The sequence below is a fragment of the Burkholderia sp. GW821-FHT14F03 genome (assembly GCF_058803765.1).
Map to the genome: position 1 here is coordinate 1 of NZ_JBXAPG010000002.1, position 17,350 is coordinate 17,350.

Below are 17,350 nucleotides of genomic sequence, written 5' to 3' on the forward strand. Positions count from 1 at the left end.
CCCCCCTGGGCCCGGCGCGCGTCGCGGCCGCGCCGCTCAGGCGGCGCGCGGCGCGAGCTGCGGCGCGTCCGCCGCGGGCGGCGCGATCGTGGTCAGCGCGCGGCCCGTGTCGCGCCACGCGTCGAGGCCGCCGCGCAGCGCGAGCGCGTTGTCGAAGCCCGCGCGGTTCAGGCGGCGTGCCGTCAGCGCCGCCGTCACTTCGTTCGGGCACGCGCAGTAGATCACGAACTTCTGCGTGAGCGGATAGCGCGCGACGAACGCCTCGAATGCGTGCTCGTCGGGAAACTGCGCGCCCGGAATCGCATACGGATCGAGGCGGCGGTGTTCGGGCGAGCGCATGTCGAAGATCACGGGCGCGGGGTCGCCCTGCAGCAGCTGGTCGAGTTCCTCCACCTCGATGCGCGCGTTGGCGAGCTGGCGGATCAGCGCGCGCCGGCGCGTCCAGCGCACCGCCGCGTACAGCGCGAGCAGCGCGACCACCACCACCAGCGCCACGCGGCCGAGCCGGTTCGCGCCGGCGAACAACCAGTCGATCTGTTTCGAGAACAGCACGCCCACGAGCAGCCCGCAGGCCGCCCACAGCAGCGCGCCCAGCGCGTCATAGCCGGCGAAGGTGCGATAGCGCGTGCCGAGCGCGCCCGCCATCGGCACCGAGATCAGCGACAGCCCCGGGATGAAGCGCGCGACCGCGAGCACGCGCACGCCCCAGCGACCGAAGAAATGCTCGGTTTTACGCACGCGGGTGTCGCGCGACAGCGAGAGCCGGCACAGCGTCTTCAGCGTGCGGCCGCCGAAGCGGCGGCCCGCCACGTACCAGACCGTGTCGCCCAGCAGCGCCGCGACCACCGTGAGCAGCAGCACCGGTACGAGCTGCGCGCCGAGCATGTCCGGATGCAGCGCCGCCATCGCGCCGAACAGCACGAGCGTGGGCATCGCGGGCACCGGCAGCCCGACTGCCGCGGCGAACACGTTGACGAAGACGATGAGCGGCCCGTGGCGGGCGATGAGATCGTGCAGCATGGCGAATCAAATGGATGAGACCGACTGAATGCGCCGATTATCGGCCATTTTCAAGACCACGAAGAGATTGGGGGAAAACCGGACGGACGACGGTGAGCGTGCGCGAAGAACGCACGCTCACCGTGGGGAAGGGGTCAGATAGCGCTGCGGGCGAGCGTGGCGGCGCCGTGGCTTTCGCCCGGCAGCTCGGCGCCGTGTGAACGGATCGCGGCGATCAATTCCGCCGGCGTGATTTCATAACGCACCTCGCGATGAATGCCGGGCTTGCGTTCGTCGACTTCGATCAGCAGCACGCTCTTGCCGTCGCTCGTCGCTTCGAGACGCAGCGAGCGCAATTCGCGGCTGTCGGTCGGGTCGTGTTCGGTGAGCAGGGTCATTGCCCCGGTTGAGCCGGTAGTGCGCATCGAACCTATCCTCGTATCGTTCTTGCCGTAACGTGAAGGTGGGAGAGTCCCTGGTGCAAACAGCTTTGTGCAGTTTAACGCGAACCGGCGACGATTACGGACATTTTCGTGCAGGGTGCGGCGGAACCCCGACCGTGGGCCTTTTCCTTCTGATGTTTCGTGACGATGACACAGTGTCCGTGCACTGCGATTGGGCATCGCGTCGGTGGGGCCGCGTCGCGCATCGCGCGGTGCAGCGCGGCCGCGCGTGCCGATGCCGGGTGCGTGGCGCGCGTGCGCGCTTTCGTTTTCATAACTTCGTCGGTGTGCCGAACCGCATGGTCACGCAAGCGTCACGGCGGAGAAGCGGCGATCGTGTCGCCTGTCGAGATTGCGGGACTGCATGGCGCGCCATGCGATCGGCCTGTGCCGCCCGCGATCTCGATTGGAGAAGTCATGCACGACACGAATCTGCAACACCTCGCCGATAACGCCGCGCTGGACCGTTTCCATCGGCGCCTGCTGATCTGGTGCGCGCTGATGATTGTATGCGACGGCTACGACCTCGCGATCATGGGCGTCGCGCTGCCATCCATGATGGCCGACATGGCGCTGCAGCTGGCCGCCGCCGGGGTGCTGGCGAGCACGGCGCTGGTCGGGATGATGATCGGCAACATCGGCTTCGGCGGACTGGCCGAACGGATCGGGCGGTGCGTGACGATCGTGATTTGCCTCGTGCTGTTCAGCGCGTTCACGGCGCTGGCCGGGCTCGCGGCGGAGCCGTTCGCGTGCGGTGCGAGCCGTTTCGTCGCGGGGCTCGGGATCGGCGGCATGATGCCGAACGTCGCCGCGCAGATGACCGGATACGCACCGCGCCGCGTTCGCGGCACGATGGTTGTCCGGCTCAACTTCGTCGCGATCGCGATCTCGGCGGCGGCCGCCGCCGTGGCGATCGCGCTGATCGATTCGCGCGGCGCGGCCACGCGGCACGCGAAGACGGCGGCCGGCACGGCGTGACGCCAGCGCGTGATCGCGTGATCGCTCGCGCGCTCGAAAAAACGGCCGCCGCTCTCGCGAACGGCGGCCGTCGGGCGAAGCGCGAGCGCGCCGCGCGTCAGACGAGCCCGGTCGCGTAGTACACCGCGATCACGAAGAACACCGCGAGCGTCTTGATCAGCGTGACCGCGAAGATGTCGCGGTACGACTCGCGGTGGGTGAGCCCGGTCACCGCGAGCAGGGTGATCACGGCGCCGTTGTGCGGCAGCGTGTCCATGCCGCCGCTTGCCATCGCGACCACCCGGTGCAGCACGTCCAGCGGGATCTGCGCGGCCTGCGCGCCCTTGATGAACAGGTCCGACATCGCGGCGAGCGCGATGCTCATGCCGCCCGACGCCGAGCCGGTGATGCCGGCGAGCGAACTGACCGACACCGCGGCGTTGACGAGCGGATTCGGAATGCTCTTGAGGGCGTCGCTGACGACGAGGAAGCCCGGCAGCGCGGCGATCACGCCGCCGAAGCCGTACTCGGACGCGGTGTTCATCGCGGCGAGCAGCGCGCCGCCGACGGCCGTCTTGGTGCCGGTCGCGAAACGCGCGCTGACGCGCTTGAACGCGGTGAGCACGACGAGCAGGATGCCGAGCAGGAGCGCGGCCTCGACCGACCAGATCGCGACCACGGTCTTGATCGAGGTGGTGACGGGCGCGTGCACGCCGGGCAGCACCTCGGGCGGCACCGTATACGATGCGCCGCCGTACCACACTGGGATCAGCTTGGTGAGCGCGAAATTCGCGACGCCGACCAGCACGAGCGGCGCGATCGCGAGCGCGGGGTTCGGCAGCGATTGGGTTTCGACGCGCTCCGGCTCGTTGACGAGCGCGGTGCCGTAGCCTTCGCCCTTCGCCATCGCGGCGCGGCGGCGCCATTCGAGATACGACAGGCCGACGATGATGATGAACACCGAACCGATCGTGCCGAGCCACGGCGCGGCCCAGGCGGTGGTCTTGAAGAAGGTGGTCGGGATGATGTTCTGGATCTGCGGCGTGCCCGGCAGCGAATCCATCGTGAACGAGAACGCCCCCAGCGCGATCGCGCCCGGCATCAGGCGCTTCGGGATGTTGCTCTGACGATAGAGTTCGGCCGCGAACGGATAGACGGCGAACACCACGACGAACAGCGACACGCCGCCGTAGGTGAGCAGCGCGCACACCGCGACGATCACCGCGTTCGCGCGCGAGCGGCCGATGTAGCGGATCGCGGCGGCGACGATCGACTCGGAGAAACCCGACAGCTCGATGACCTTGCCGAACACGGCGCCGAGCAGGAAGACCGGGAAATATAGTTTCACGAAGCCGACCATCTTCTCCATGAAGATGCCGGAGAACACCGGCGCGACGGCGGCCGGATCGGTCAGCAGCACCGCGCCGAGCGCGGCGATCGGCGCGAACAGGATCACGCTGTAGCCGCGATAGGCGGCGAACATCAGGAACGCCAGCGCGGCGAGGACGATCACGAATGACAAGAGAGTCTCCTGGTTCTGGTTGTTGTATGGGCGCGGCAACGGCGGACGCGACCCGTCGGCGGCTCGTGCAGGTTTCGTGCCACCGGCCGTCCGGCGGGGTCCGCCCGCCCGCGCGGCGCGCCGCCGGGGCAGGGCGCGGATGATTCTACCGAAAATGTCTCCGGGAAGAGACGACGCGGCGCAAGCCGGCCGCCGCTAAGTGCGCTCCCGCCTTGTGCAGCGTGCCGTGGCGGGCTGTCTCAAAAATGAGATAATCCGTCCCGGTTTGGAGACGACGATGCTGGCGGACGATCAAGACAAGATGATGAACGACTGGGCGGATTGGCCCGCGAATTACGGCGACGTATTGCGGCGCGCGGCCGAGTCGCTGTTCAAGACCTTCGAGCATTCGAGCGCGGGCACGCTGATCGTCGACCGCGACGCGCGCGTCGTGTGGATCAACCAGCGCTATGCGGCGCGCTTCGGCTATGCGGATCCGGGGCAGGCGATCGGGCGCGACTGCGAGGCGGTGATTCCGCAAAGCCTGATGCGCGAGGTGGTGCTCACGGGCCGGCCGATCCTGCTCGACATCATGGAGACCGGGCGCGAGCCGCTCGTCGTCACGCGCCTGCCGCTGAAGGACGAGGCGGGCGTGACGATCGGCGCGATAGGCTTCGCGCTGTTCGACGAGCTGAAGACGCTCACACCGCTGTTCTCCCGCTATCTGCAGGTGCAGCAGGAACTGATCGCGACGCAGCGCTCGCTCGCGCAGGCGCGCCGCGCGAAGTACACGTTCGCGAGCTTCATCGGCACGAGCGCCGCGAGCCTCGAAACCAAGCGGCAGGGACGGCGCGCGGCGCAGGTGGATTCGCCGGTGCTGCTGCTCGGCGAGACCGGCACCGGCAAGGAACTGCTCGCGCATGCGATCCACGCGGCTTCGGCGCGCGCGCTGAAGCCGCTCGTGACGGTCAACGTCGCGGCGATTCCCGACGCGCTGCTCGAAACCGAATTCTTCGGCGCGGCGCCCGGCGCGTATACCGGCGCGGACCGCAAGGGGCGGGTCGGCAAGTTCGAACTCGCGGACGGCGGCACGTTGTTCCTCGACGAAATCGGCGACATGCCGCTGCCGCTCCAGGGCAAGCTGTTGCGCGTGCTGCAGGACAAGGAGTTCGAGCCGGTCGGCTCGAACCGGATCGTGCGGGCCAACGTGCGGATCATCGCGGCGACCTCGGCGGACCTGCCGGCGCTCGTCGACGCGGGACGGTTCCGCGCCGATCTCTACTACCGCCTCAACGTGCTGACGATTCATGCGCCACCGCTGCGCGAGCGCGCGTCCGACATCGAGGCGCTGGTCTACGCGACGCTCGAGGAGCTGGCCGCGCAGCATGGCCGCGCCGCGCATTGCGAACTGACCGACGACGCGCTGCGCGCCCTGTGCGCGCATGCATGGCCGGGCAACGTGCGCGAGCTGCGCAACACGCTCGAACGCGCGCTGATGCTGTCCGAGCATGCGGTGATCGATGCGCGCGCACTCGCGCCTGTCCTGGGCCCCGCGCGCGCGTCGGTCGCGGAGGCGGGCGCGGCCGCGCCGGTCGATGCGGACGCAACGGCCTACGCGGAAGCGTTCGCGGCCTGGGAGCGCGGCTTCCTCGCCGAGGCGCTGAACGCGTGCGACGGGCGGGTCACCGAGGCGGCCGAGCGGATCGGCATCGGCCGCGCGACCTTCTACAAGAAACTGGCGGCGCACGGCCTCGCGCGCTGAGCGCGGCCGCGCCCGTTCCGGGAGACGCGGATGAGACGGATCGGCATCGCATGGTGCGCGTGCGCCTGGTGCGCGGCGCAGGCGTTCGCGCAGGACGGCGCGCCCGAGGCGCTGCGCAATTGGTACGACGATCCGTTCATCGCGCTCTCGCGGTCGTTCGCCGCGTGCCCGACGCCGCTCGGGCCGTTCACGACGCGTCGCCAGATGGAAACCGATGCGCACTACCGCGTCGAGCAGGGCACCTCGTGCTGGCTCGCGCATGAATGCAGCAAGCCGAATTCCTATCTCTACGACGCGCCGATCGCCGCCGCGGCGAAGGCGCGGTTCGCCGCCTCTCCGCTGCTTGCCGGCACGAGCCTCTGGCTGACGATTCAGCGGCGCTTCATTTATGCGGAAGGGTGCGCGGGCGCGTCATTCGACCGCGCCGCATTCCAGCACGGGCTGGAAACGCTGCCCGATGTGCAGCGCGTGTACCTGCGGATTACCGATGATCCGCGCGGCCCCTTGCCTTACCGGACGCATCCCGATCCGAATTGACGCGCGCGCCTGGCCGCATGGCATACTCGCGACGTTCGAAAAGAGATTGACAGGTCAGCCCATGAAACTTTCGCCGGTATCGGCATCCTCGCGGAGTATTACCGTATTGCGGATGTTTTTTTCCATTGCTCTAATGTCGGGGCTTTCGGCCTGCGGCGGCAGCGCGCCGCTGTTCACGTCGGACGGCCGCTCGACGACGCTCGTGCAATGTCCGGCGGGCGGGCCTTGGGAAACCTGCACTCAAAACGCACAGGGTATTTGTGGTGGCGATTTCGACACGATCCAACAATCGGTCGACAATGGAGTCAGGAACCTTCTCTTTGCATGCAAACCAAAAAAAGCGGATTGACACCGGGCTTGCAATGTATGAAAGCCAAAGAAAAAATGCACGGTTGAAGACGTTTTAATTTATATACTTTCTCTATAAATAACGAGACGGAGTTCCACTCTTATGGCGACCTATAGGCAACTGACCGCGCAACTCGAGAAGCTGCAGCAGAAAATCGACAAGGAGCGTGAAAAGGCGATTTCCGACGCGATTGAAGACATCAAGGCGAAGATCGCGGAGTACGACATTACCCCGGAGGAACTGGGTTTCAGGAGTGCCGCGGCGGTCAAGCCGAAGCGCCCGCTGCCGCCGAAGTACCTGAACCCGAAGACGGGCGAGACCTGGAGCGGCCGCGGCCGCGCGCCGGCCTGGCTCGGCAAGAACCGCAACCGTTTCCTGATCAAGGACTGATCCCGAAAACACTCACCTTTGGCGCCTTGAACGACGGTGCGACCGGCAATGCCGCGGGTCGCACCATTTTGTTTTGGGCGGGCCGTCGCACCGGCTGAATCCTTTTTCCGGGCATCCATGATCCGGCGGGCCGGACATAATCCACCGCATATCGCGCTGATTTGACGGGATTTGCGTGCCTTCAGGCGCGCCGCGCGCCAGTTTCGTGCGCAAACCCGCCTGCGCCGATTCGCGCCGGCAACGGTGGGGCGATTAAGCGCTGCACGCTCACTTTCGGGTTTTTTCGGCGACGTCGCGCGAATCCCCGAAAACACTCACCTTGGATCCCGAAAACGCTCACCTTCGCGCGACGCGCGCATGGATCTTGACCTGGCCCGACCGCCGTGCGGGCCACGGATAGGCAGCGTCACGCGCTTCGCCTATGCTTTGGGGGCGGGTATCCGGCCGCGTCCGCCCGCGCGTTCGCCGCCGCGCATGCCATCCGTGTTCTCCCTTTCCCATCCGCTGGAGTGGTCGTGACCGTCCGCAATCTCGATGCGTTGTTTCAGCCGAAATCCGTCGCCGTCGTGGGCGCGTCGTCGCGCGTCGGCAGTATCGGCGCGATGGTATGGGCGCGCGTGCGCGACGGCGGTTTCGGCGGGCCGGTGTGGCCCGTCAATCCGAAGTACGGCAAGCTGGACGGCGAGCGCGTCTATCCGCAGGTCGACCAGCTGCCGCACGCGCCTTCGGTCGCGCTCATCTGCACGCCGCCCGCGACCTGGCCCGGCATCGTGCGCAAGCTCGGCGCGCTCGGCGCGCGCGTCGCGATCATCGTCGGCGAAGCGAAGTCGAGCGCCGGCCAAGCCGCGCTCGAACGCGCGCTCGCGGCCGCCAAGCCGCATGTGCTGCGGATCGTCGGGCCGGGCAGCGTCGGCGTGGTGTCGCCCGTGCTGAACGCGCATTTCGGCGCGCCCGCCTGCACGGTGAAGGCCGGCGGCGTCGCGTGGGTGTCGCAGTCGAACGCGCTGACCAACGCGGTGCTCGGCTGGGCGCGCGCGCGCGGCCTGGGCTTCTCGCATGCGGTCGCGCTCGGCGATGAAGCCGACGTCGACGCCGCCGACGTGCTCGACTATCTCGCGAGCGATCCCGGCACGCGCGCGATCCTGCTCGAACTCGACACCGTCAAATCGGCGCGCAAGTTCATGTCGGCCGCGCGCGCGGCGGCGCGCAACAAGCCGGTGCTCGCGTTGCGCACCGGGCGCGCCGATCCCGGCGACGCGCTGTATACGGCCGCGTTCCAGCGCGCGGGGATGGTGCGCGTCGATGCGCTCGACGATCTGCTCGACGAGATCGAGACGCTGGGCGTCGGCCGCGTCGCGACGAGCGGCGCGGCAACCCTGCTGACGAGCGACGCGGGCGTCGCGAAGCTGGCGGTCGACGCGTTCGACGACGCGGGCGCCGCGCTCGCGCAGTGGCCGCAGACGGCCGTCAATGCGGTGGCCGGCCTGTTGCCGCAGGGCATCGCGGCGGGCAATCCGCTGCTGCTCGGCGACGATGCGCGGCCCGAGTATTTCGGCGCGGTGCTGCAGGCGCTCGCGCCGCATCCGCAGACGGGCACCGTGTTCGTCGTGCACGCGACGTCGCACAGCGCGCCCGTCGACGCGGTCGCGCAGGTGCTGATCGAGGCGCGTCCGTTCGCGCATCGCGGGATCCTCGCGTGCTTCTTCGGCGGGGTGGACGCGGCGACGCGCGATGCGCTGCACGCGCACGGCATCCCGGTGCACACCACGCCGCAGCGGCTCGCGCGCGCCTATGCGCGGCTCGTCGACTATCGGCTCGGGCGCGAGCTGCTGATGCAGACGCCCGAGGGCACGCCGCTGCAGCCGGCCGCCTCGGTATCGGCCGCGCGCGAGGCGGCGCGCGCGGCGCTCGACGGCGGCCGCGCGGCGCTGGACGGCGCGGCGGCGGCGCGCTGGCTCGCGCATTTCGGGCTGGTCGCGGGCGAGGCGGCGAACGACCGCGCGGACGAGGCGATCGTCGACATCGCGGTCGAGCTGTACGACGACGCGAACTTCGGCCCGGTGTTCCGCTATACGGTGCCGCCCGCCGACGGTTATTCCGCACCGTTCGTGGTTTATGGGCTGCCGCCGTTCAACACGGTGCTGGCGCGCGCCGTCGTGCAGCGCTCGCCCTATGCGCGCCGCGAGGCGCCCGAGCCGCTGCTCGCGGCGTTCACCGAGCTGTCGCAGGCCGTGTGCGACGTGCGCGAGCTGGTGGCGCTGTCGGTCACGCTGCGGGTGTTGCCCGGACGCGTGGTGACGGTCGCGCCGCGCGTGCGCTTCGCGGCCGGGCGCAGCCGGCTCGCGATCATGCCGTATCCGCGCCAGCTGGAGCAGAAGCTCGACTGGCGCGGCCGCGCGATCACGCTGCGGCCGATCCGCCCGGAGGACGAGGAGGCGCACAACGAACTGCTCGCGTCGATGACGCCGGACGATCTGCGCATGCGTTTCTTCGGCGCGGTGCGCAGCTTCGATCATTCGCAGGTGGCGCGCATGACGCAGATCGACTATGACCGCGAGATGGCCTTGATCGCGACCGCGGACGACGAGGCGGGCCGCGCGCATACGCTCGCCGTGGTGCGGGCCGTGACCGATCCGGACAACGAAACGACCGAGTTCGCGATCGCCGTGCGCCCCGATCAGAAGGGGCAGGGCCTGGGCCGCCTGTTGATGACGCAGATCATCGACCATGCGCGCTCGCGCGGCACCGCGTGGATGATCGGCGAAGTGCTGCGCGAGAACACGCCGATGATCGCGCTCGCGAAGGCCTGCGGGTTTACGGTGGCGCCGACGGAGGAGCCGTCGGTGGTCGGCGTGCGGATGAAGCTGCAGCCGTGACGGATGGCGTGCGCGTCGAGGTGAGGGTTTTCGGGAGCCGAGGTGAGGCTTTGCGGGAGGTGCGGCCGGCGCTGATGCGCGGCTCACCGCAGCGTGTCGGCGCGGTGGGTCGCTTTCGCGCGCGCCTCGGGCATGCGTCACGCGCGGCGGCGGCCGTAGTCGTCGTCGCGCATGCCCCCGCGCGACGGCGCGGGCCGTCGCGCGGCGGAACTCAGGCGGCGAGCTTGGTCGACGCTTCGTCGACCTGGTCGCGCGAGATCGCCAGTTCGTCGAGCAGCGTGTCCGCGTAGATCGCGCCCGTTTCGCGCTCGAGTCGCGCGATCGTCAGCGCGCAGCGCGCGCCGTCCTTCGGCATCGCGATGAAGCGCTTCACCGATTCGCCGGCCTTGAAGGCGTCGAACAGCGGCCCGCGCACTTCGTCGGGCAGCGTCTTGGTCCATTGATACGGCTTGCCGTTGAAGGTCAGCGTCGGCGGCAGCGCGCGTTCCTTCTTGCTCGCGGTGATGAGGCCGTAGGTGCGCGCGGCTTCGCCGATCTGTTCCGGCGAGAACAGTTCGTCCGGCGTGATCGCGAACTGCTCGATGTGCTGTTCGATCGCCTGCATCGCGGCGGCGCGATCGTCGCGCTTCTTCTGCGCGTGTGCGACGATCTCGCGCAGTTCGTCGGCCTCCTCGGCCGTGATCGTGAAGCTTGCCTGCTTCTGCTGAAGTTCGGAGAAACGCTGGAATTCGAGATCGGTCAGAAGTTTGGCCATGAGATCCGTGAGACGCGCCCGCCGCCGGGCGAGCGGGCGAAGTATTGAAAAGGGCCGCCATTTTAGCGTAACGCGGCGGGCGCGACGTTCGGGCCGGAGGGAGGGGCGGCAGGAGACCTTGCGGCAGGCGTGCGGCTTTGTCGAGCGCGGCGAGCGCGTGGCCGTTGGTCGCGCGCTCGCGTCCCGGCCGCGATCGAGCATGAGCATGAACCCGCGCGGCAGGCGGTCCCGCGGCTTGCCGCCGAGGGTCGCCGGTTGCGCGATTCACGGCCGCCGCCTCAATCCGCGTTGAGCAACAGCCGGTTGAGCGCAGGCGATGGCAAGCAGGCACCAGCCGCTGCCTGCCGTCCCTTCGAACATGAACCCGCCGACCGCCGCCTCAACCCGCGTCGCGCAACAGCCGGTCGAGCGCGCGCGCGATCGCGAGCAGGCGTCGGTCGCTGCCCGCCGGCCCTTCGAGCATCAAGCCGACGGGCGCGGGCGCCTGCGCGACGCGCCCCGCCGGCAGCGACACCGACGGCACGCCCGCGAGCGTCGCCGGGCTGGTCTGCCGCAGCACGCGGGAGAACAGCGCGCCCGCCTGCTCCGGCGCGAGGTCGTGCCGGCTCGCGCTCATGAGCGGCGCGATGCAGGACACCGTCGGCATCAGCAGGCAATCGACGCCGCTATGACGAAATGCCTGGTCGTACCAGTGGATCATCGTGGTGCGCGTGTCGAGCGCGGCCGCGTAGGCCCGGCTCGACGGCGGCGCTTCGAGCAGCCCCTGGAACAGGTTGCGCACGTCGTGGCTCGCGAGCCGCGCGACGAATTCCGCGAACGGCAGCCCGAGCCGGTCCGCGCTGAAGCGCCGCCAGTACGCGTGGGTCTCGAACGCCACGATCGCGAAGCCGCACGCCTCGTCCGCGTCGTGCAGCGCGCGCGCGTCGATCGGCACGAGGCGCGCGCCCGCCTTCGCGAGCCGCGCGTGCGCGTCTTCGACCGCCGCGGCGACGAACGGATCGAAGCCGTCGGCGTAGGGCGTGCCGGGCACGCCGATCGTCAGCCCCGCGAGCGGCGGCGCGGCGGGCTCCGACGCATCGCCGGCGAGCACGCTGTCGAGCAGCAGCAGGTCGTCGAGATCCTGGCCGATCGGGCCGACGGTGTCGCGCGTGTGCGAGAGCGCGAGCACGCCGTCGGTCGAGTAGCGGTGCAGCGTCGGCCGCAGCCCGTAGACGCCGCAGAACGCGGCCGGGATGCGCACCGAGCCGCCCGTGTCGGTGCCGAGCCCGAACGGGATGCCGGCCGCGACGGCGGCCGCGGTGCCGCCGCTCGACCCGCCGGCGACGCGCGCCGGATCGTGCGGGTTGCCCACCGCGCCGTAATGCGCGTTCGCGCTCGTGATGCCGAACGCCAGTTCGTGCATGTTCGCCTTGCCCAGGGGCACCGCGCCCGCGTCGAGCAGCTGCCGCACGGTGGTCGCGTGGCGCGGCGCGGCGAAGCCTTCGAGCGCGGGGCTCGCGCCCGTGGTCGGCTGGTCCGGCGTATAGAGGTTGTCCTTGATCACGAACGGCACGCCGGCGAGCGGCAGCGTGCGGCCCTCGGCGCGCGCCGCGTCGACGCGCGCGGCCGTCTGCCGCGCCAGCGCCGCGTCGACGTGCGTCATCGCGTTGAGCGGCGCGATGCGCGCGAGGCGGTCGAGCGCCGCTTCCGCATGGTCGGCGGCGCGGCTGCGGCCGGCGTTGACGGAGGCGGCGATCGACCGCGCGCTGGCGGTCGAGACAAGGTCGGGCTGAGGTGACGGCATCGATCTCTCTCCAGGTGGCGCGCACCATCCGGATGCGGCGCGCGTTGCGCGTGAACGCAAACCCCGGATCATTTCACATTCCGTCAGATGAAGGCGTTCCTCGACATGGATAAACCGCGCGCGGTGTCGCGCAGGCTCGCCGCGACCGCGTCGAGCGACGGCGCGACGTAGGCGTCGATGCGCCGCAGGTACGGGCAGGTCAGCGCGGCGATCGCATGGCCGGACGGCCCGAGGATCGGGTAGGTGAGATCGGTGACGCCGAAGGTCTGGCGGCTCTCCTGCTGCAGGTGGCCGCGCGCGCGGATCGCCTCGCAGCGGCGCGCGAGCGCATCGGCGTCGAGCGTCGTCTCGCCCTTGACGCGGGTGTGCTCGGCCAGCATGTGGGTGCGCTGGTCGGTGGTCTGGAACGCGAGCATCACCTCGCCGGACGCGGTGTCGACGAGCCCCACCCGCGAGCCGAGCCGGACCGAGATCCCCCAGGTGCCGGGGCCGTCCACCTGCGCGATCACGAGCAGGTTGCCGCGATCGTAGACGGACAGGTGGCACGACTGCTCGGCGGCGTCCACGAAGCGCTGCATCGGCGGCAGCGCCTCGGCGATCAGCCGGCTCATCGGCGGGTGGCGATGCGCGAGCGCGAACAGCTTGAGGCTCAGCGTATAGCGGTCGCCGCCCGGCGAGCGCATCACGTACTGGCGCACGACGAGCCGTTCGAGCATCCGGTAGATCTCGCTCGCGTTGCGGCCGAGTTCCTTGGTGATCTCGGTGCGGGTCAGGCCTTCCTTCTGCTCGGCCAGCAATTCCAGGATGTCGAGGCCCTTGTCGAGCGCGGGCGCGCGGTAGCGCTCGACTTCGTCGCTGTCTTGTTCGTCCTGGTCGTCGGGGCCGGGGGGCTGTGCTTTCGTGGTCTTCATGGGCGTGGGTCAGGGCTAGGGAAAGTCCGGAGTGATGGTGCGCCGCACCTTGCTTGACTTCAAAAAATCCTTCTATGAATAATATGTTCACCCGTGAATGAATTGCATGCGATCCACATAACAATACCGGGGCCATTGCGTAGCGGTTAGGCGTTTCACTCAAGATTACTAAACGCATATAGGAGACAGGCATGACTCCGATCAATCGTCCCCGTTTCTGGGCGGCCTGCGTCGCGCTCGCCTGCGCGCTCGCGGGGCCGCCCGTCCGCGCCGACGCCGGCAAGGTGGGCGTCGACCTGCCCTTGCTGACCTCGCCGTTCTGGCAGTCTTACCACGCCTATCTGCCGCGCTACGCGAAGGCGCTGGGGCTCGACCTGCTCGCGCCCGTCAACTCGAACGGCGATCCGGCGCAGCAGATCACCGACGTCAACACGCTGCTGAACCTCGGCGCGGGCGGCATCGTGGTCGGGCCGCTCGATTCGGCGGCGATCGGCCGGGCGCTCGATGCGGCCGCCGCGCGCAAGGTGCCGGTGGTCGCGGTGGACGTCGCGCCGACCCAGGGCCGGGTCGCGATGGTGGTGCGCGCCGACAACCACGCGTACGGCGAGAAGGCGTGCCGCTACATCGGCGCGCACGTGCCGCGCGGCAAGGTCGTGCAGATCATGGGCGATCTCGCGTCGGTCAACGGGCGCGATCGCTCGGAGGCGTTCCGCGCTTGCCTGAAGGGCTTCCCGCAGCTCGCGCTGCTGGAGATCCCCGCCGCCTGGAAGGGCGATGCCGCCGCGGCCGCGCTCGACAGCCTGCTGGCCGCGAATCCCGACGTGAAGGCGATCTACATGCAGGCAGGCGGGGTCTATCTCGCGCCGACGCTGCAGACCCTGCGCCGCAAGCAGCTGCTGTTCCCGGCCGGCGACCCGCGCCACGTGGTGATCGTCAGCAACGACGGCATTCCTCAGGAGTTCGAGGCGATCCGGCGCGGCGACATCGACGCGACCGTGTCGCAGCCGGCGGACCTGTACGCGAAGTACGGGCTGTACTACCTGAAGGCGGCGCTGGCCGGGCAGACGTTCCGGCCGGGGCCGACCGATCACGGCAGCACGATCGTCGAGCGCGGGCCGGGCGTGCTCGAGGATCAGCTGCCCGCGCCGCTCGTGACGAAAGCGAACGTCGACGACCGGCAGCTGTGGGGCAATACGCTCAAATGAACGCGTCATCGTCCGGCGCGGCGGGCGCGCCCGTCGTCGAGGCGCGCGGCGTCACCAAGCGCTTCGGCCCGCATCTCGCGCTCGCGGAGGTCGAGCTGTGCGTGCGGCCCGGCGAATCGCACGCGCTCGTCGGCCGCAACGGCGCGGGCAAGTCGACGCTGGTGTCGATCCTCACCGGCCTGCGCGCGCCCGACGCGGGCGAGGTGCGGTTTCACGGCGCGGCCGCGCCGCCGCTCGCGGATCGCGACGCGTGGCGCGCGCGCGTTGCGTGCGTCTACCAGCATTCGACGATCGTGCGCGAGCTGAGCGTCGCGGAAAACCTGTTCATCAACCGGCAGCCGCTGCGGCGCGGCGCGATCGACTGGCGCGGCCTGCGCCGCGACGCGCGCGCGCTGCTCGACCACTGGCGCATCGAGGTCGGCGAGGACGCGCGCGCGGGCGACCTGGGCGTCGAGGCGCGCCAGCTGGTCGAGATCGCGCGCGCGCTGTCGTACGGCGCGCGCTTCATCATCCTCGACGAGCCGACCGCGCAGCTCGACGGCGACGAGATCAAGCGGCTGTTCGCGCGGATCCGCGCGTTGCAGCGCGACGGCGTGACCTTCCTGTTCATCTCGCATCACCTGCAGGAGGTGTATGAGATCTGCCAGGCGGTGACCGTCCTGCGCGACGCGCGGCACATCGTCAGCGCGCCGGTGGCGGCGCTGCCGCGCGACGCGCTGATCGACGCGATGACGGGCGAGCGCGGCGGCGTCGCCTCGGTCGATGCGGCGCGCCGCGCGCCGTGCGCGGCCGACGCGCCGGTCGCGCTGCGGGTCGAGCGGATCGCCGGCGACGATTATCGCGAGGTGTCGTTCGAGGTGCGGCGCGGCGAGGTCGTCGGGCTGGCGGGCGCGACGAGCAGCGGCCGCACGGGTGTCGCCGAGGCGGTCGCGGGCCTGCGCGCGCCGCGCCTGGGCGCGATCCGCGTCGACGCGAGCGCGCTGCCGCCGGGCGACGTGCCGGCGGCGCTCGCGCTCGGCGTCGGCTGCGTGCCGAAGGATCGGCATCGCGAAGGGCTGGTGCCCGGCCAGTCGATTGCCGAGAACGCCTCGCTGACCATCGCCGATCGATTCGGCCCGCTGGGCTTCGTGTCGCCCGCGCGTCAGCGCGCGTTCGGCGTGCGCATGATCGAGGCGCTCGGCATCGCCGCGCAGGGGCCGCATCAGCCTGTCGCCGGGCTGTCGGGCGGCAACCAGCAGAAGGTCGTGATGGCGCGCGCGCTCGCGAACGCGCCGCGCGTGCTGGTGCTGATCGATCCGACCGCCGGCGTCGACGTCAAGTCGAAGGCCGCGCTGCTCGCCGTGGTCGAGCAGGTGCGCGCGGCCGGCGCGGCGGTGCTGGTCGCGTCGGGCGAGCTGGACGACCTGCGCGCGTGCGACCGGGTGCTCGTGATGTTTCGCGGCCGCGTCGTCGCGGAACACGCGGCCGGCTGGCAGGACGCGGATCTGATTGCAGGCATTGAAGGAGTCGAACGCCATGAAGCCTGAACTGATGCGTCCCGCGCTTGCCGCGGGGAATCCGACCGTCGGCGCGCGCGGGGCGCCGCGCCGGCACTTCGTGCCCGTGCGCCTGCGCGACCTCGCGCTGGTGCCGGCGCTCGTGCTGCTGATCACGATCGGCGCGCTCGTGAGCCCGAGCTTCCTGACCCGCGCGAACCTGACGAGCGTGCTGGGCGCCTCGGCGGCGCTCGCGCTGGTCGTGCTCGCCGAGGCGCTGATCGTGCTGACGGGCAAGTTCGACCTGTCGCTCGAATCGACGGTCGGCGTCGCGCCGGCGCTCGGCGCGATGCTCGCGATGCCCGCCGCGTCGGCCGGCTTCGGCTTCGAATGGCCGGTCGCGGCGTGCCTCGCGGCGACCGTCGCGGCGGGGGCCGCGATCGGCTGGGTGAACGGCTTCCTGGTGGTGCGGATGCGCCTGAACGCGTTCATCGTCACGCTCGCGATGCTGATCGTGCTGCGCGGCGTGCTGGTCGGCGCGACGCGCGGCGGCACGCTGTTCGACCTGCCGCCCGCGTTCCTCGCGCTCGCGACCCTGTTGCTGCTCGGGCTGCCGCTGTCGGTGTGGCTCGCGGCGGCGGCGTTCGGCGCGGCCGCGTTCATGCTGCGCTATCACCGGCTCGGCCGCGCGCTGTATGCGATCGGCGGCAACCCGGAGGCCGCGCGGGCGGCGGGGATCCGCGTCGAACGCATCACCTGGGCGGTGTTCGTGCTGGGCGGGGCGCTCGCGGCGCTCGGTGGGCTGGTCGTGACCGGCTATGTCGGCGCGATCAACGCGAACCAGGGCAGCGGCATGATCTTCACGGTGTTCGCGGCAGCGGTGATCGGCGGCATCTCGCTCGACGGCGGCAAGGGCAGCCTGCTCGGCGCGCTCACGGGCGTGCTGCTGCTCGGCGTCGTGCAGAACCTGCTGACGCTCGCGCAGGTGCCGTCGTTCTGGATCCAGGCCATCTACGGCGCGATCATCCTCGGCGCGCTGATGGTCGCCCGCATCGCGGGCGCGGATGCGCCGGCATGAGCGCGCCGCCGACCGATCCGCGCCTCCTGCTGTTGTCGCCCGACGACAACTGCCTGATCGCGGCGACCCGGCTCGACGCCGGCACGCGCGTGCTGATCGACGGCGAGCCGGTGGCGCTCGCGCAGACGGTCGAGCTGGGCCACAAGGTCGCGCGCCGCGCGCTCGCGGACGGCGACAAGGTGCGGCGCTACGGCGCGCCGATCGGCCACGTGGTCCGGGCGGTCGCGCGCGGCGAGCATCTGCATACCCACAATCTCGTCAGCGACTACCTGCCGACCTATACGCACGACGCGGGCCAGGCCTTCGTCGAACGGTGACGCGCGGCCGCGC

At 70.3% G+C, this 17,350-nt stretch carries 16 protein-coding genes; 10 read left to right on the forward strand and 6 right to left on the reverse strand.

Annotated elements, in window-relative coordinates; translation table 11 throughout:
- Positions 1-36: 36 nt before the first annotated feature.
- Together AC1RQF_RS01530 and AC1RQF_RS01535 are read right to left on the reverse strand one after the other, a co-directional pair.
- Positions 37-1,020: a DedA family protein/thiosulfate sulfurtransferase GlpE gene (locus AC1RQF_RS01530; protein WP_492871143.1), complete on the reverse strand. Its 984-nt coding sequence runs from the start codon at positions 1,018-1,020 to the stop codon at positions 37-39.
- Positions 1,021-1,154: 134 nt separating this feature from the next.
- Complete coding sequence (locus tag AC1RQF_RS01535; protein ID WP_492871144.1) at positions 1,155-1,424, reverse strand: hypothetical protein; 270 nt, start codon at positions 1,422-1,424, stop codon at positions 1,155-1,157.
- Between the two features lie 435 nt (positions 1,425-1,859).
- On the opposite strand from AC1RQF_RS01535, the gene AC1RQF_RS01540 reads away from it, so the two are divergent.
- Positions 1,860-2,420 (forward strand): MFS transporter, encoded by a 561-nt coding sequence (locus AC1RQF_RS01540; protein WP_492871145.1) that lies wholly within the window; start codon positions 1,860-1,862, stop codon positions 2,418-2,420.
- Positions 2,421-2,517: 97 nt separating this feature from the next.
- Here AC1RQF_RS01540 and AC1RQF_RS01545 read toward each other — a convergent pair whose 3' ends face one another.
- Positions 2,518-3,921: a GntP family permease gene (locus AC1RQF_RS01545; protein ID WP_492871146.1), complete on the reverse strand. Its 1,404-nt coding sequence runs from the start codon at positions 3,919-3,921 to the stop codon at positions 2,518-2,520.
- Between the two features lie 301 nt (positions 3,922-4,222).
- Between AC1RQF_RS01545 and AC1RQF_RS01550 the strand changes: the two genes are divergently transcribed.
- The 5 genes from AC1RQF_RS01550 to AC1RQF_RS01570 all read left to right on the forward strand — a co-directional run bounded on the left by AC1RQF_RS01550 (position 4,223) and on the right by AC1RQF_RS01570 (position 9,814).
- The gene (locus tag AC1RQF_RS01550; protein ID WP_273998292.1) at positions 4,223-5,662 is read left to right on the forward strand and encodes a sigma-54 interaction domain-containing protein; all 1,440 of its coding nucleotides are present in this window, start codon (positions 4,223-4,225) and stop codon (positions 5,660-5,662) included.
- A 30-nt stretch (positions 5,663-5,692) separates the two neighbouring features.
- Entirely contained in the window at positions 5,693-6,199 is a 507-nt protein-coding gene (locus AC1RQF_RS01555; RefSeq protein ID WP_492871147.1) for a BON domain-containing protein, read from the forward strand.
- Positions 6,200-6,260: 61 nt separating this feature from the next.
- A complete protein-coding gene (locus tag AC1RQF_RS01560; RefSeq protein WP_443111473.1) occupies positions 6,261-6,548 on the forward strand; it encodes a hypothetical protein in 288 nt (95 codons plus the stop codon).
- A gap of 102 nt (positions 6,549-6,650) precedes the next feature.
- Positions 6,651-6,938 (forward strand): H-NS histone family protein, encoded by a 288-nt coding sequence (locus AC1RQF_RS01565; protein WP_273997294.1) that lies wholly within the window; start codon positions 6,651-6,653, stop codon positions 6,936-6,938.
- A gap of 515 nt (positions 6,939-7,453) precedes the next feature.
- Complete coding sequence (locus AC1RQF_RS01570; RefSeq protein WP_492871148.1) at positions 7,454-9,814, forward strand: bifunctional acetate--CoA ligase family protein/GNAT family N-acetyltransferase; 2,361 nt, start codon at positions 7,454-7,456, stop codon at positions 9,812-9,814.
- Between the two features lie 211 nt (positions 9,815-10,025).
- On the opposite strand, the gene AC1RQF_RS01575 is transcribed toward AC1RQF_RS01570, so the two are convergent.
- The 3 genes from AC1RQF_RS01575 to AC1RQF_RS01585 form a co-directional block, all read right to left on the reverse strand.
- A complete protein-coding gene (locus tag AC1RQF_RS01575; protein WP_273997296.1) occupies positions 10,026-10,568 on the reverse strand; it encodes a hypothetical protein in 543 nt (180 codons plus the stop codon).
- 379 nt (positions 10,569-10,947) lie between these two features.
- Positions 10,948-12,351, reverse strand: a complete 1,404-nt coding sequence (iaaH, locus tag AC1RQF_RS01580; protein ID WP_492871149.1) for an indoleacetamide hydrolase — start codon at positions 12,349-12,351, stop codon at positions 10,948-10,950.
- Positions 12,352-12,434: 83 nt separating this feature from the next.
- Positions 12,435-13,262, reverse strand: coding sequence for an IclR family transcriptional regulator (locus AC1RQF_RS01585; RefSeq protein WP_273997297.1), 828 nt, complete (start codon positions 13,260-13,262; stop codon positions 12,435-12,437).
- A gap of 191 nt (positions 13,263-13,453) precedes the next feature.
- On the opposite strand from AC1RQF_RS01585, the gene AC1RQF_RS01590 reads away from it, so the two are divergent.
- The 4 genes from AC1RQF_RS01590 to AC1RQF_RS01605 are packed head-to-tail and all read left to right on the forward strand — an operon-like array spanning position 13,454 to position 17,337.
- Positions 13,454-14,467, forward strand: a complete 1,014-nt coding sequence (locus AC1RQF_RS01590; protein ID WP_273997298.1) for a sugar ABC transporter substrate-binding protein — start codon at positions 13,454-13,456, stop codon at positions 14,465-14,467.
- Positions 14,464-15,993, forward strand: a complete 1,530-nt coding sequence (locus AC1RQF_RS01595) for a sugar ABC transporter ATP-binding protein (protein WP_492871150.1) — start codon at positions 14,464-14,466, stop codon at positions 15,991-15,993. The genes AC1RQF_RS01590 and AC1RQF_RS01595 overlap by 4 nt, the downstream gene beginning before the upstream one ends.
- A complete protein-coding gene (locus AC1RQF_RS01600) occupies positions 15,983-17,020 on the forward strand; it encodes an ABC transporter permease (RefSeq protein WP_273997299.1) in 1,038 nt (345 codons plus the stop codon). Before AC1RQF_RS01595 ends, AC1RQF_RS01600 begins: the two co-directional genes overlap by 11 nt.
- Positions 17,017-17,337: a UxaA family hydrolase gene (locus AC1RQF_RS01605; protein ID WP_273997300.1), complete on the forward strand. Its 321-nt coding sequence runs from the start codon at positions 17,017-17,019 to the stop codon at positions 17,335-17,337. Before AC1RQF_RS01600 ends, AC1RQF_RS01605 begins: the two co-directional genes overlap by 4 nt.
- Positions 17,338-17,350 lie beyond the last annotated feature (13 nt).

What these genes read in the sequence shown, in the direction of transcription:
- AC1RQF_RS01530 (WP_492871143.1), bottom strand. Translation starts at nt 1,020, where the DNA reads ATGCTGCACGATCTCATCGCCCGCCACGGGCCGCTCATCGTCTTCGTC.
- AC1RQF_RS01535 (WP_492871144.1), bottom strand. Translation starts at nt 1,424, where the DNA reads ATGCGCACTACCGGCTCAACCGGGGCAATGACCCTGCTCACCGAACAC.
- AC1RQF_RS01540 (WP_492871145.1), top strand. Translation starts at nt 1,860, where the DNA reads ATGCACGACACGAATCTGCAACACCTCGCCGATAACGCCGCGCTGGAC.
- AC1RQF_RS01550 (WP_273998292.1), top strand. Translation starts at nt 4,223, where the DNA reads ATGATGAACGACTGGGCGGATTGGCCCGCGAATTACGGCGACGTATTG.
- AC1RQF_RS01555 (WP_492871147.1), top strand. Translation starts at nt 5,693, where the DNA reads ATGAGACGGATCGGCATCGCATGGTGCGCGTGCGCCTGGTGCGCGGCG.
- AC1RQF_RS01560 (WP_443111473.1), top strand. Translation starts at nt 6,261, where the DNA reads ATGAAACTTTCGCCGGTATCGGCATCCTCGCGGAGTATTACCGTATTG.
- AC1RQF_RS01565 (WP_273997294.1), top strand. Translation starts at nt 6,651, where the DNA reads ATGGCGACCTATAGGCAACTGACCGCGCAACTCGAGAAGCTGCAGCAG.
- AC1RQF_RS01575 (WP_273997296.1), bottom strand. Translation starts at nt 10,568, where the DNA reads ATGGCCAAACTTCTGACCGATCTCGAATTCCAGCGTTTCTCCGAACTT.
- iaaH (WP_492871149.1), bottom strand. Translation starts at nt 12,351, where the DNA reads ATGCCGTCACCTCAGCCCGACCTTGTCTCGACCGCCAGCGCGCGGTCG.
- AC1RQF_RS01585 (WP_273997297.1), bottom strand. Translation starts at nt 13,262, where the DNA reads ATGAAGACCACGAAAGCACAGCCCCCCGGCCCCGACGACCAGGACGAA.
- AC1RQF_RS01590 (WP_273997298.1), top strand. Translation starts at nt 13,454, where the DNA reads ATGACTCCGATCAATCGTCCCCGTTTCTGGGCGGCCTGCGTCGCGCTC.
- AC1RQF_RS01595 (WP_492871150.1), top strand. Translation starts at nt 14,464, where the DNA reads ATGAACGCGTCATCGTCCGGCGCGGCGGGCGCGCCCGTCGTCGAGGCG.
- AC1RQF_RS01600 (WP_273997299.1), top strand. Translation starts at nt 15,983, where the DNA reads ATGAAGCCTGAACTGATGCGTCCCGCGCTTGCCGCGGGGAATCCGACC.
- AC1RQF_RS01605 (WP_273997300.1), top strand. Translation starts at nt 17,017, where the DNA reads ATGAGCGCGCCGCCGACCGATCCGCGCCTCCTGCTGTTGTCGCCCGAC.